Source organism: Pseudooceanicola sp. DL12, from assembly GCF_056270665.1.
In genome coordinates this window covers 294,982-308,417 of the sequence record NZ_CM149884.1, presented here as the reverse complement: position 1 = coordinate 308,417, position 13,436 = coordinate 294,982, and the positions used below count along the sequence as shown (strand labels likewise).

Here is a 13,436-nt window from a genome sequence, read left to right as displayed (position 1 = left end):
TCGCGGAGCAAATTCGTGTACACTGGGGACCATGCCCGGAATTTGAACTGCACTGCCCGTAGCCAGACAGTCATCCACGTCATAGCTTAGATCTAGTCAGTAAGGCTGGATGAACCGTGCGGGGCGCTTATGGGAATTGTCACAACCTATCTTGACACCTCCATGTGGGGGCATCTGGAAGCAGGCAAGGCAGAGGAATTGCGAACGCTTCTGGACGCAACTCAAGTAGTTTACTCGACCGAAAACGTTTACGAGCTGCTAGACTGCACAGACTCGGATCTACAGACGAGGTTGGATCAAATTCTTGATGTTGGAAGCAGCATGTGGGGCGATTTTCAGGAAGCAACAGATATCCTGGCACCGAGATTCCCTCCATTGGTCAAGCTTACTTCCGAGCAACGGCTCGAAAAGTTTCACGCCCATAAGTCTAAAGCTGATGCCACCGCCGTGTTCCAAGATACCCTCCAGAAAATGATCGGTGGATTATCTTCAGAAACGCATGCAAGTATTTTCGAGAAAAGTATGGCAAAGGTCATGGCTGACCTGAAGAAGGCGTGGGAAGATCTAGATGCGGGCGAAGAGAAAGATAGACTTACGCTTCCTGTTTGCCGAGAGCTCCTGAAGTTACAAGCTCGGACGGAGGAACTCACCTCATCTCTGTCCGAATGGGATGATATCCGTTTGCCAGAGCTAAACCCCAGTGTCCTAGGCAATGTTGCCGGCCCCTCTTCAGCCGAGAAGATACTCCGGTTAGCTCAGGAAGGCGATACAGCATACATGATCGGGACGGACATCCCGGACATTCCCATATCCCGTATTGACGCCCGAAAGATTCATCCGCCTCATGACCAAATTAGACGCCTTGCTCGCCTACTCTTCAATCTCCGCTACAAGCGCGAGAAGAAAAATATGAAAGATGGAGACATTGGTCGACGTGCTTTTCGTGGCAGCCATCGCGATATTGATCACCTGGTTCATGCAAGCAATTGCTCGATCTTTATAACCGGCGACAAAGCGCAATCCCTGCTCGCAGCTGCAACTTATGATCACCTCCGTATCGATACCCTTGTCCTCCTCTTCCATCCAAATGATGGTTCGGCGACGGTCGTCCACCAGATGAATGAAAATGATAGAAATGAAGATGCGCTTGTAATCAACCTCTCAATTTAGTTCAGTGTGATTTACATCACGGCCCTCTCCGGACATTTGAGAGCATCGCAATGCTGCGCTGCGGCTCGCCGCCCTTGCTGTCGGCCGCGACTTAACGCCTCGACGACAGACAAAAACATAATATGGGGTTCCCGTTCTCGCATCATAATCCCGTGGCGCTTGGAGACGGAATGTCTGATAAGCTATAGGTTGAGGGCAACCAAAACGGACATCGATCGCCGACCGCCTAAGTTAAACAGAGGTCAACGTCATTTTCAAATTATATGGAGCGTTGACTGAAACCAAGAATGACGCTCAATACGATTTCGGGAAAGGCTCGCACGTTGCTAAGAACTGAAGATATTGCCACTCCGATATTCAAAAAATCAACTGAGGGTGGAGATAGGTTGAGCTCCCCGTTCGCGAGGAACTTTAATAGAGTTCAATGGGCGCGCGCCCTTGTCAGCGCCAAAGATAATGAGCGGGACATCAAACTTTGCTTGTCTGCATTATTCTTCGGGGAGCAGGTTTCGTCACTCAGAAAGGAGCACGTGGGTGACATATTCAACGGCATAAGCAAGCGTAGCGCGCTGGTTCTCGCCGTTGGCTCCGCCAATCGCAATTACCTTGCTCTAAAGGAAGATTTCCGAAGCAGGCAACAGGAGCTTGCTAAGTCCGGAAGCGCTGACCCATTCCATCTTATGGACGTAGGAAAGGCAGGCAGCCGAATCGCACCTCAGGACAATTTATCACCGGATGATTTGACTACAGCAATAGTGGACACGTTACCTCATTGGTTTTTTCAAGCAAAAAGCCTCTCAGTTGAGCGTGAGCCTATCAAGACGAAATTTAACCTCTTGGAGCGCAGAGCAGGTTGGGTGCTTTCGGTAGAAGCAGGCCTGAGAGATCTTTGGATGTCTGCGCTTTGGGAAGCACGAGAACTAAAGCGAGATGGAGAGGATTTGGTTTTTTGTCCTGCAGATCGTGAAAGCGGTTCATACTGGTTTGCTAGCCAAATGCGGGCCGAAGCCGCTTTATGGGGGCCGCTTGCATTATTTCATGATTTGCCGGAAGATCGAGAAGATACGCGACATATAATGGCCGTTTCATTCACGAGATCGAAAAAAGGTCGCATTCAGATGAATGCCTCAAAGCCGTCCGCAAGAAAGCTTCGGAAGCTCAATGAAACGATGGGCACCTTAGAGCGTTCGTATATTAGTGATTTCTTAGATGTGCCGATCAGTGTCGCAAACGCCAAAATCACCATGAGGCTTCTCGTTCAGTCTCTTTGGATTTTGGAGCAGCTTGGTTCCGGTATGAATTCTATAATTCAGTCGAAGACTATCCAAAATTACCGTGATGCCAAAGAGTTTTCGCTACGTATCTCGAAGATCGACTGTTTGAGGGCCTTCAGAAAAGGTTTGAATGTTAGCGAAGTCATTGCAAAATCTATCTTGTCGCAACTTGTTCTGTCACCAGACGATACTGCAAAATGCTTTAGGGACGGTGCGTGGTTTCACCCCCTTGTAGAACTTGACGAAGAGCACGTCATGATCGTTCTGCCGTCGGTCGAAGTCGGATCGAAAATTCGATTTGTAGAAAGAACCTTATCGGAGTTGTTGGGGCCTGATCTGAGTAAAGTGAAGAGTCTTGGCGAAACCTTTGAAAATAGCGTTCGGGAACGAGTTCGAATGGCACTGGTCGGCAATGAGATCATCAATGATTTCGCGTGTTTGCCGCATGCTTTGGATGAATCTAGAGCGGGTGGAGAGGAGATAGATTTACTGATCAGAATAGGCAGGCGAATTGTCGTTGGTGAAGTGAAGTGCTTGGTGGCACCAAATGAACCCATTGACAGATTTAATCACCTTAAAAAACTGGAGGGCGCGGCAAAGCAGGCGAAAAGAAAAGCGGACTGGTTGTCAGATAACCTGCATTTAGTAGAAGGTCCCCTTGGCGTTGATGTTACTAAAGTGGACATCGTTCCAATAGTTGTCTTGAATCAGAAGGTTGGGTCAGGACTCTTGATTGATGGCGTGGCGATAACTGACATATCTCTGCTTGAGTTGTTCTCCAGTGAAGGGTCGTATGTGTCAGGCGCTGCAATAAAAAAAGGCGAAAAAGCAGTGACCTTTACAAAATTTTACAGCAATCAAGAAGAGGCGGAAGCTGCGATCCCGGAGATCTTTTCATGCCCCCCGCCGTTAAAGCCATTTATTGAAGGTGTTGAGTGGATAAACGTCGAGTTTCCGACGGGGTTTGGAAATATGCTCCTCGAACACCCAAGGATGAAAGTTGGCGCACTTGTAACACCTGAACTGGAAGCTGCGGCGAGCGCTTTCTCGCTGCATGATGGCTCTCCGGATAAGTCGCTGACCGCTGATTGATTGCTGGTATCGAATATGCAGCGAACGGCAGCTCTCCGCCCTCTTGCGACCAGGACTGTTCGGCCCACAGCCGACATTCGCCAGGACGGTCATCGCTGCAACGCAGTTCCTCGAACCGGCCTTTCGTGACATCGCGCAGAAAAATTGGATAAGCGAAGGTCAGCAGTAGGTAATCGAGGAAACCCGAAGTCCCGACCCAATTGCAAAGATCTCAGCCATCGGGTGTACTGGTCGGAATTTCCTGAAAAACCCGGGGACAGGTGTGAAACTTTTCGAGCAGAAAATTGAAGGTGTTCCGCAGTTCGTCAGCTACTTCGCGCCGGTCCTTGAGGTCTTGCGCGATCTTGGGGGGCAGGCGCGCCCGAAACAGGTCTTCCAAGAAATCGCGCAGCGACATGAAGTACCGGACGACTTCCTGAACCAGACCAACAAAAACGGGCAGCCGAAGTTCAACAATCGGGTTGCCTGGGCACGGTTCTACCTTGTTAAGGCCGGCTACCTCTATTCCCCGAAGCGCGGCGTGTGGGCCCTGACCGATGCGGGTGGTTCCATCGAAATGACGGATGACCTCGCCGTAGAGATCTTCAGACAGGAGCATGCGGCACTCAAGGCTGATGAAGACGAAGACCAGGCACCGGAGGGCGATATCGTCCCGGAAGGCATCAATTATTGGTTCGTCGGTGCAGCATGGGACGAAGGCGACCAGACCCCACGCTTCCTTGGTGAAGGCATCTGGCAGAATGGCTACGACGACAAGTTCTCAAATCTCGTGAAGCAGATGAAGCAGGGCGACCGGATCGCGATCAAGGCGACCTACACGCGCAAGAACGATGTGCCGTTCGAGAACCGGGGGCGACCGGTCAGCGCCATGCGGATCAAGGCGATTGGCACGATTACTGGCAATCCGGGAGACGGGAAGACTGTCGATGTCGCCTGGGAAGAAGTCGACCCGCCACGCGAGTGGTTCTTCTACACCTACCGCACGACTGTCGCCCGGGCGCGCTTCGAGGACGACGACATGGCGAGGCAATTGGTGGCATTCGCCTTCGACGGAGAAGACCAGGACCTGGCACGGTTCCTGACGCATCCCTATTGGGCCGAAAAGTACGCCGCGGACCTCGAACCCCTCACCCTGATCGAGGAGGAGCAGGCGGATGGCGAGACAGATGCGCCTCCGATCGAGCCCTATGGCATCGACGACATCATTGCCGAGGGCGGGTTCATGTCGCGTGGCGCGCTCGCGAAACTGATTGGCCGCTTGGAGGATAAGAAGAACCTGATCCTTCAGGGCGCGCCAGGCACCGGCAAAACCTGGCTCGCGAAGCGCCTGGCAAAGGCGCTGATCGGGCGGCGCACGCCGAAGCCCGAGCAGCTGCGCTCGGTCCAGTTCCATCCGTCGCTCTCTTACGAGGATTTCGTGCGAGGGTATCGGCCCAGCTCGGCGGGTCTTGTGATCACCGACGGCGTGTTCCTGCAGGTGGTGGAGGCCGCCCGCGCCCAGCCCGACATCGCGCATTTGCTCATCATCGAGGAGATCAACCGCGGCAACCCGGCCCAGGTCTTCGGCGAGATGCTGACACTACTCGAGAACACCAAGCGCAGTCGGGCTGACGCGATTGAGCTCGCCTACCGAAAACAGCCAGGCGAGCGCGTTCATGTCCCGGACAATCTCTACATCATCGGTACGATGAACGTGGCCGACCGCTCGCTGGCGCTCGTGGATCTGGCGCTTCGGCGGCGCTTCGCCTTCGTCTCGCTCGAGCCCATGCTGAACGATTCCTGGGCCGCATGGTGCGCGGATCGCGGGCTCGACCGCGACATGGTGGACCTGATCCGGGCGCGCATGGCGGCGCTGAACGACGAGATATCCGGCGACAGGACTCTAGGTCCGCAGTTCCGCGTCGGCCATTCCTACATCACGCCAACCGAGCGGCTCGCCGATCCGAAGGGCTGGTTCAATGACGTGATCGAAACCGAGATCGGACCGCTGCTCGACGAATACTGGTTCGATGCGCCCGAAAGGGCTGCCGAAGCAATGGCGCGGCTGAGCGACGGGCTCTGATGGCCTCCGAGATTCCGCTTCGCAACATCTGGATCTTGTTTCTCTATGCCGCCGATCTCGTACAACTCCGGGGTCGGTTCGAGCGCGATGTCGAGGAGGCCCAGGACTTGCCGGATCTCATCGGCCGCCTGATGGCCCGCGTGGTCGAAGATCGACTTCACCGCAACCTGAGCCGAGGCTACCAGGCGCGGACAGCAGTTCTGCCGCGTGTACGCGGTCGCATCGACATGCTGGCGACAGAAGCGGGCCAGCTTATGGAGCGCGGTCAGATCGCCTGCCGGTTCGAAGAGCATGTCATGGACACGCCGCGAAACAGGCTGGTCCGCGCTGCGCTTGAACGTCTCTCTGCCCGCGTCTCCGCCCGGGAGACCGGACATCGTTGTCGCAGCCTCGCGGCGGATTTCGCGCGCGCTGGCGTCTCGGCGCGCAGGCCCTCTCGCGCCGAACTGGCGACCGACCAGATAGGCAGGAACGAGAACGCGGACAGGATGATGGTGGCACTTGCCCGGATGATCTTCGATGGGACTATCCCGACCGAAACCCAAGGGGCCTCGCTGCAGCCCGGTGATGAGACGACCGAGCACCTGATCCGCCGCCTCTTCGAACGCGCCATCGGCAATGCGCTCCGCATAGCCCTGAAGCCAGAAGGTTGGTCCATTGCCCAGGGGCGACGCCTCGCTTGGCCTGTGTCCGGCACAACCCCAGGCCTCTCCGCGATCCTCCCCGGCATGCAGACCGACATCGAACTGAACCAACCCGAAACCGGGCGTCACGTGGTCATCGACACCAAATTCACCCGAATTCTGACCAGATCGAACCACAGGGACGAGATCTTGCGAAGCGGGTACCTATACCAGATGTATGCCTATTTGCGGACACAGGAGCACATGGAGCACCCTCCCAGTCTGACCTCGGAAGGAATTCTGCTCCATCCGCAAGTTGGCGGCAGCGTTGACGAAACCATGGTTATCCAAGGACACCCTATTTCGTTTAGAACGATAGATCTGACCGCGCCCTCAACAGAGTTTGCTTCGCAACTGCACAAGACTGCTACTGCGCAAGCGCGGATCGGAATTTGACGGCCCTTTGCTGTCACTCATGGGCGGCCCGGTGCTGCGATGCTGCTTCCCCGAACCGGTCACCCATAACATTATGAAGAATTGCCTGGCGGGCCAATCAGGAAGCTACACTTGGCGTTTCCCAAGCTCCGTCGCACCTTCTTGCTGGTCACGCCATTCCCGCGTCACGTCCGTCCTCCGTTTCGGCGGCCTTCGTTCGAGAACCTCGATGTGAGACATACGCTCCAGGCGGAAATGGCGAAGGGCATCTCGGTCCTCGCACCAGGCAATCAACAGGCAGCGGCTGTCTTCGTAGCCGAGCAGGATCGGTCAGACGTTGCGCTGGCTCACGGCCCCGTCGAGAGCACAGTAGCGAAATGTCACCACGCGCCATCGACGTATGGCATCCCGGATGGACGTAGTATCGAGCATAGCCCCAGGGGCGATCGAAATCGGCTTCATACCCAATGCGGGCTGCTCCAGCACCGTGCGACTGGCCTCCGGCAGGGACAGCCGGATCTTCGACAAGGCGTCCATGGCAAGACGGGCGAGCGCCTGATCAGGGTGACGGCTCACCCATTGCGCGCCCAGGGCCAGCGCTTCGGTCTCGGCCGGCGTGAGAGCCAGCGGGCGCATCTCGTAATCATCGTCCAGCGTGTAGCCGAAACCGGCAGTCCCCTGGATCGGGACCCGGCGGCCAATGAGGTCGGTGATATCCCGGTAGACCGTCCGACGTGACACTTCGAGCTCTTCCGCGATGGCGGCGGCCGTCACGGGCCGCGGCGTGCGGCGCAGGATCTGGATGATCTGGAAAAGACGGTCGGTGCTGCGCATCCGGTTTCCTGTTGCCACAATGGTGTCAGCAGGACCTCTCTAGAAGCGCCGACAACCGGTCAAGTGCCGGAAGGAAAGGAAATGACGATGAAACTTGCTTCTGTCCGCCTCATCGCGCGGGATGTCCGGGGTCTGGTGGCCTTCTATGAAACCGTCACGGGCGCCAAGGCCGACTGGCTGGCCCCTGTCTTCGCTGAGATCGTGACGCCGGGTGCGTCGCTGGCCATCGGTTCGGAAGACACCGTGGCGCTCTTCCAGGAAGGCAGCGCCGAGGCCTCCGCGAACCGGACCTCCATCATCGAGCTTCAGGTGGCGGATATCGACGCCGAGTTCGAGCGCCTGAAAGGGCTGGACGTCGTCCATGAACCGAAGCTCCTGCCCTGGGGCAACCGGACGTTCCAGCTGCGGGACCCGGAGGGCAACCTGGTGAGCCTCTACATGCCGGAAACCGAGGCCGCGAAGGCGCGGTTCGGCTCCAGGTCGTGAGGCAACAGGGACCACTTCCTAGCCAGGCTAGGAGGTGGTTCCACTACGGAATCTGTCGGCCCTATGTATGTACCGGCTGCTGTTCGCAAATGATTTCTGGCATGATCTCGGAAGTCGCTCATATGTATCCGGCCTGTTGATCGACACGCGGGTCGTGGCCTTGTTGGAGTTACGCACGCGCCGTGATCTAATTAGCGGAAAGGTCCACCATGACCGTTAGGGCCGTCAGATTCTGGGGGCGTAATTGTTCCGTTCCATGCTTTCGATCTGTCGCGAACTCCTTTGGGTCACCCCGGCTCAGATGCCGACAGCGACCTCGTCTCTTGGTGCGTCAAACGTGGTTCTGTGTCTCAGTATGCTCCACGCCATGCGTGCCAGCTTGTTTGCCAGCGCCACAGCCAGCTTGTTCCTGTTCATTCTCTCCGATGCCCGGTTCAGCCAATCGCCAAAGCTGAAGTCAGCCCATCGATTGGCCCGCATCAGGATGACCTTGGCAGCCTGAACGAAGAGCATTCTCAGGTATCGACTGCCACGTTTGGAAATGCGGCCGAGCACCGTTCGCCCGCCCGTGCTGTATTGCCTGGGAACCAGACCGACCCATGCGGCGAAGTCCCTTCCACGCCCGAATGCCTCTCCCGTGCCAATCGCGGCAACCATTGCCGTCGAGATCATCGGTCCGATACCGGGAATGGTCATGACGTTGACGCAGTTCTCCTCAGTGCGACTGATCTGCTCGATTTCATTCGAGACCGCGTCGATCCGGTCATCCAGCCAGAGCCAATCGCCATACAAGCCGATCAGGATGGTCCGCATGCGCGGCGATATCTCGTCTTTGCGTTCCTCGAGGATCACCTCGAAGGAGGTCTTCAAAGCCCGAAGCCCTTTGCGCACCGTGATGCCTTGCTCGATCAGGAAGGCGCGGATCTGGTTGATGGTCGCGGTCCGGCGCGACACCAGACGCGAGCGCACCCGGTGAAGGGCCTGCAGGTCGAGCTGGTCCTGGCTCTTCTCCGGCACGATCGGCAGGTTCGGGCGCAACGCTGCCTCCGCGATGGCCTCGGCATCATTGTAGTCGTTCTTCTGCCCCTTGATGAAAGGCTTCACGTAGATCGCCGGGATGATACGCGGCTCGAAACCAAGCTGACGCAGGGTTCGACTGACGAAATGGGCGCTCAGGCAAGCTTCCATGCCGACGATGCAGCGCGGCAGCTTCTCGAAAGTCGAGACGAGCGCCAACCGCTTGATCTGCTTGCGCAACACCAATTGGCCATCCCGGTCAAACCCGACGAGGTGGAACGTATCCTTGCCGATGTCGATCCCGATGGACATCAGCTGATCGAAGGTCTTCTTCTCCATGCTACTTCTCCAACTTGCAGAAATAGGCACAGCCTAACCTGCTGGGTGAAGCAGCCGGTACATCCCATTAGCGGCCATTCCTGCCAAGTGCAGCGGATGGCCGGTCCCAACTCATTGTTGAAAAACTCCCTCGCCCTGCAAATACGTGGCTTGGACCAGAATTCTGTTCTCTCAGCCGTCCGTTTTTTCCCTCTAAGACGACATTACAGCCACAGGCGAGAATGGATGTTCTGAAAAATCTGTCCATCTCGAGCTTCCCCGAGTTTTTCAACAAAATACGCCCCAAGCGGACACTCAGCTGGATGGCCTTGAAAAGTCGCGCAGATCCGATCTGTGTCTCTGCAAACCTCAAGACACTTACTCCTCCACAACCCCCGGCCCCGAGAACCACTCCCGCGAAGTCTCTTGCATGCGCTCATCAATATTGTTTTCTTATTAGCACTCTGCGTCGCCACCAACTTGGGAAGCCCCTAATCATGCTTACTTTCGATGAATTCTGCAGCCGCCTAGCAAGTCCGAAACCAGGTGGAGTAGTTCTGTTCACCGGCGCCGGATTTTCTGTGGGTGCAAAAAATATCTTGACAGAAAGCGTGCCGTTGTCTCGCAACTTCGCCAAGAAAATATGTTCGCTTTTGAATATAGAGGATGATTTGCCGCTAACTCTCGCTGCGGAAATTTACAACGACACCCAGAGTGACGATAGAGCCACTCTGAAGTTAATAAAGGAAAATTTCACAATATCCGAAGCAGGGCCGGAACATAGATCAATTTCTTCGTATCCTTGGCGCCGTCGTTACACAACAAACTATGACGATTTGCTGGAGTTCATTGATCCAAGTCTCATGTCGATGAATCGAAGTCAGCTATCTTTTGAGCTTGAGAAGGAGCCTCAAGTCGTTCATCTTAATGGATCTATAAAAAGTTTATCCGAAAGTTCGACACTGGATGATTTCCAGTTAACGATGTCGCATTATTTTGACAAGGATCTATTTGATACACCTTGGGCATCCACGCTGCGATCCGATCTGGAACTGTGCGATGTCGCGGTTTTTGCTGGATACTCAATGTATGACCCCGACATATCCAAGATTATCTTCAGTGATCCTAGCCTCAAAAATAAGACCGTGATTATTCAACGGGAAGACTTGCCGCCTCACGAAGAGAGATGGCTAGAAAAATTTGGCGCTGTATACAAAGTAGGAAATACTGGGCTTCAGAAAGTTATAGATGAAATCAAAGGCGCTGGCGGTCCATTAGTTAACTCAGTTGAAGTTGAAAACTTCAATGAGTACCTCGTTACTGAAGAAGTTACTGGCGTTCCATCTGGCCCTGAAGAACTGTCCGCCCTTCTCGAAAGGGGGATCTATTCTAGAGCGACCTATCTAGCGTCATCCAAAAGAACGCCGAACGGGTATTTAGCAGAAAGAACGGCAGATGAGGAAATTGTTCAGGCCATAGAGAAGGGTGTAAGAAACGTAATTGTCCATGCCAACATGGGCAACGGAAAGACCATTGCGATCGAGCAAGCAGCCAAGGCGATAAACGGTCGCCTCGGGAAGTCTGTTCTGTTCTTCTCTGGAGAGTCCGGAATGTTGGATTACGATGTGGCTTCATTGCGAAAGAAGGCAGGTGACTACATCCTTGTGTTTGATGGATTCTTTGACAATCAAAAGGAAATCGAAATATTTCGAAGTCAGCTAACAAATGCATTCATAATCGCGAGCGAGAGAACAGCGCCATACGAGTTGAGGACATCTGAGGTAGCGGAGGTATTAGGAAAGGATCACCTCGGAATTGATGTGAACAAGATTTCCCCTAGCGACATGAAAGGCTTGATTGGCCTTCTGGACAGTGGTGCGTATTGGGCGGAATACGGATCTGCGCGCAGCTACACAGCGAAGAAGAAGATCATCGAGAAAGAGTGCTCCTCGGAAATATCCTCACTTCTGCTTGGGGTTATCAAAAGTAGTGTATACAGGTCTGAGATCGCACAAAAACTCAGCGAACTCGGGAGCAGTTCACACACTGGCGAGTTGGATTTGATCTGCGGTGCGCTCATACTTTCCTTCATTGGAATGCCGACACATTTTTGGCTTCTATCTGAGTTGTTAGGCCGGGATATGTTCACAATATCCAGGTCCTTTGGGGACGATGAGCTGAGGAATTTCTTTAGCATATCAGGGCGTGAAGTTTCAGCTCGATCTCCAATGCTGGCGCAGTATGTCCTTAGAGAAGTCATTGAAGATCAGTATATTGTGGAACTTTGCTTAAGAATGCTCTCTCGAAGCTCTGACAGACACAAGAAGTCGAAGACATATCGAACCATTAATTCTAGACTTATTCAGTTTAAGAACATCGACAAGCTGATCAAGAGCACCAGCAATAGGCACGATATGATCAATAGATACTATCAGAGGGTGGGGGATATTGGGTATAAGGAGTTCAGCCCACCGTATTGGTCTCAATTTGCAATTGCAGCGCGATCTTTTAATGACTACAAGCCCGCTGATCGTTACTTCAAGGAAGCACAGAGAATTGGCCTAACTCGAAGTGACTATTACCTTTACAAGGTCCAGAACGCTTATGCTCAGTTCCTTATTGAGAGCAGGGCTCTTTCTAATTTCTGGACCGACTATAAGGATGCTTTCTTGGAGGGGAGCGGTATAGCGCTTTCGCAAACTGCCATGCGGCAAGCCGGAAATTACCCGTACAAGGTTGCAGGGCAATTCTCGAACTTCGCGGAACGCAGAGGTTTGCGACTGAACCGCAAAGAAAAGGCTATTTTGGCAGATGAGTGCATTAAGTGGATCGAGCACTTTGATGATTTAAAGGGGAGAAAGGCAAAGGATCGGTTAGTCCGGGAGGCTCGCGCCTCGGTGTCCTATGCGTACGACGTTTTCATGAGCTGAATGTCGGCTTCTATGTCCCGGCAACGGAGCGTTCACATGCGCAGAGAAGGTCGGCTATCCGCCCATTCCGCCCCTCCCGCACCCCCCGGCCCCCTCAGGCCGTCTCCCGCCGCAGGATCTCGAAGCCCAGGTCGACCACCGGGGGGTGGCCCGTTTCGCCGCGCAGGCGGGCCAGCATGGCCTGTCCCGCGGCCCGGCCAAAGGCCGCCATGTCCACCCGCACCGTGGTGATCGACGGCTCGACATGGGCGGCGAATTCCTGGTCGCCGAAGCCCACCACCGCGATCTGCCCCGGCACGTCGATGCCGCGGTGGCGCGCCTCGATCAGCACGCCATGGGCCAGCAGGTCGGAGGAGCAATAGACCAGACCGCGGTCAAAGCCCCCCTCCACCAGCTGCGCCAGCCCCTCGCGGCCGCAGGCCAGGCTGGCCGCCGCGTCGAAGATCGCCGTGGGCACCTCGCCCGCGCCGCCGCGCCGGCGGTACTGTGCCACGAAGGCCTCCATGCGGCGCCGCGCCCGCTCGTCGCCGGCCGAGACCACGCCCACCCGGGCATGGCCCTCGTCGATGGCGAAATCGGCCACCGCGCGGCCGGTCTCGCCGTGGTTGAAACCGACGCAGAAATCGATCGGGCTGTCGGTGATGTCCCAGACCTCGACCACCGGGATGCCGGCGCCGAGCAGCATCCGCCGGGCCTGGGCCGAATGGTGGATGCCGGTCAGGAACATCGCATCGGGGCGCCGTGACAGGTGCGCCGCGATCAGCTTTTCCTCGTCCTCGGGGGTGAACCCCGTCTCCGACAGCAGGATCTGGTAGCCCTGTTCGCGCATCTCCCCGGAAAAGGCCTTCACCATCGAGGAATAGACGATGTTGGTGATCGAGGGCACCAGCGCCGAGATCAGCATCGACTTGCTGGTGGCCAGCGCTCCGGCCAGCGCATTGGGCACGAAGCCGGTCTGGGCGATGGCCTCGCGGATCTTGGCCAGCGTCGCCGGCGAGACCTTGGAAGGATCCGACAGCGCGCGCGACACCGTCACCTGGCTGACGCCCGCCAGCCGGCCCACGGCCTCCATGGTCACGCCACGGCCCGGCCCCTTCGCCTTGCGCGCCGGCCCTTTGCTGCGGGGGCCTGTGCCCCCCGTCTGATCACTCTCTTCGTCCATCGGGCGCATATTTCAGCCCCCCGGGGATACGTG

The 13,436-nt window shown here is 55.7% G+C and carries 10 protein-coding genes; 6 read left to right on the top strand and 4 right to left on the bottom strand.

What is annotated here, in order from left to right:
- The first annotated feature begins 129 nt into the window (after positions 1 to 129).
- From AC0WR5_RS01430 to mcrC, 4 genes are all read left to right on the top strand, one after another.
- A complete protein-coding gene (locus tag AC0WR5_RS01430) occupies positions 130 to 1,170 on the top strand; it encodes a hypothetical protein (RefSeq protein ID WP_475866283.1) in 1,041 nt (346 codons plus the stop codon).
- Between the two features lie 287 nt (positions 1,171 to 1,457).
- Positions 1,458 to 3,536, top strand: a complete 2,079-nt coding sequence (locus tag AC0WR5_RS01425; RefSeq protein WP_475866281.1) for a hypothetical protein — start codon at positions 1,458 to 1,460, stop codon at positions 3,534 to 3,536.
- A 262-nt stretch (positions 3,537 to 3,798) separates the two neighbouring features.
- Entirely contained in the window at positions 3,799 to 5,598 is a 1,800-nt protein-coding gene (locus AC0WR5_RS01420; RefSeq protein WP_475866279.1) for an AAA family ATPase, read from the top strand.
- Entirely contained in the window at positions 5,598 to 6,677 is a 1,080-nt protein-coding gene (mcrC, locus tag AC0WR5_RS01415; RefSeq protein WP_475866277.1) for a 5-methylcytosine-specific restriction endonuclease system specificity protein McrC, read from the top strand. The genes AC0WR5_RS01420 and mcrC overlap by 1 nt, the downstream gene beginning before the upstream one ends.
- 105 nt (positions 6,678 to 6,782) lie before the next feature.
- On the opposite strand, the gene AC0WR5_RS01410 is transcribed toward mcrC, so the two are convergent.
- Both AC0WR5_RS01410 and AC0WR5_RS01405 read right to left on the bottom strand, forming a co-directional pair.
- Entirely contained in the window at positions 6,783 to 6,980 is a 198-nt protein-coding gene (locus tag AC0WR5_RS01410) for a WYL domain-containing protein (protein ID WP_475868854.1), read from the bottom strand.
- A gap of 6 nt (positions 6,981 to 6,986) precedes the next feature.
- The gene (locus AC0WR5_RS01405) at positions 6,987 to 7,490 is read right to left on the bottom strand and encodes a helix-turn-helix transcriptional regulator (RefSeq protein ID WP_475866275.1); all 504 of its coding nucleotides are present in this window, start codon (positions 7,488 to 7,490) and stop codon (positions 6,987 to 6,989) included.
- 87 nt (positions 7,491 to 7,577) lie between these two features.
- Here AC0WR5_RS01405 and AC0WR5_RS01400 point away from each other — a divergent pair, with 87 nt between their 5' ends.
- Positions 7,578 to 7,976, top strand: coding sequence for a VOC family protein (locus AC0WR5_RS01400; RefSeq protein ID WP_475866273.1), 399 nt, complete (start codon positions 7,578 to 7,580; stop codon positions 7,974 to 7,976).
- A gap of 297 nt (positions 7,977 to 8,273) precedes the next feature.
- Here AC0WR5_RS01400 and AC0WR5_RS01395 read toward each other — a convergent pair whose 3' ends face one another.
- Positions 8,274 to 9,332: an IS110 family RNA-guided transposase gene (locus AC0WR5_RS01395; RefSeq protein ID WP_475866271.1), complete on the bottom strand. Its 1,059-nt coding sequence runs from the start codon at positions 9,330 to 9,332 to the stop codon at positions 8,274 to 8,276.
- A 476-nt stretch (positions 9,333 to 9,808) separates the two neighbouring features.
- Here AC0WR5_RS01395 and AC0WR5_RS01390 point away from each other — a divergent pair, with 476 nt between their 5' ends.
- Positions 9,809 to 12,241, top strand: coding sequence for an SIR2 family protein (locus AC0WR5_RS01390; protein ID WP_475866269.1), 2,433 nt, complete (start codon positions 9,809 to 9,811; stop codon positions 12,239 to 12,241).
- A 94-nt stretch (positions 12,242 to 12,335) separates the two neighbouring features.
- Here the strand turns inward: AC0WR5_RS01390 and AC0WR5_RS01385 are convergent, their stop codons facing one another.
- Positions 12,336 to 13,412, bottom strand: coding sequence for a LacI family DNA-binding transcriptional regulator (locus tag AC0WR5_RS01385; RefSeq protein WP_475866268.1), 1,077 nt, complete (start codon positions 13,410 to 13,412; stop codon positions 12,336 to 12,338).
- Positions 13,413 to 13,436 lie beyond the last annotated feature (24 nt).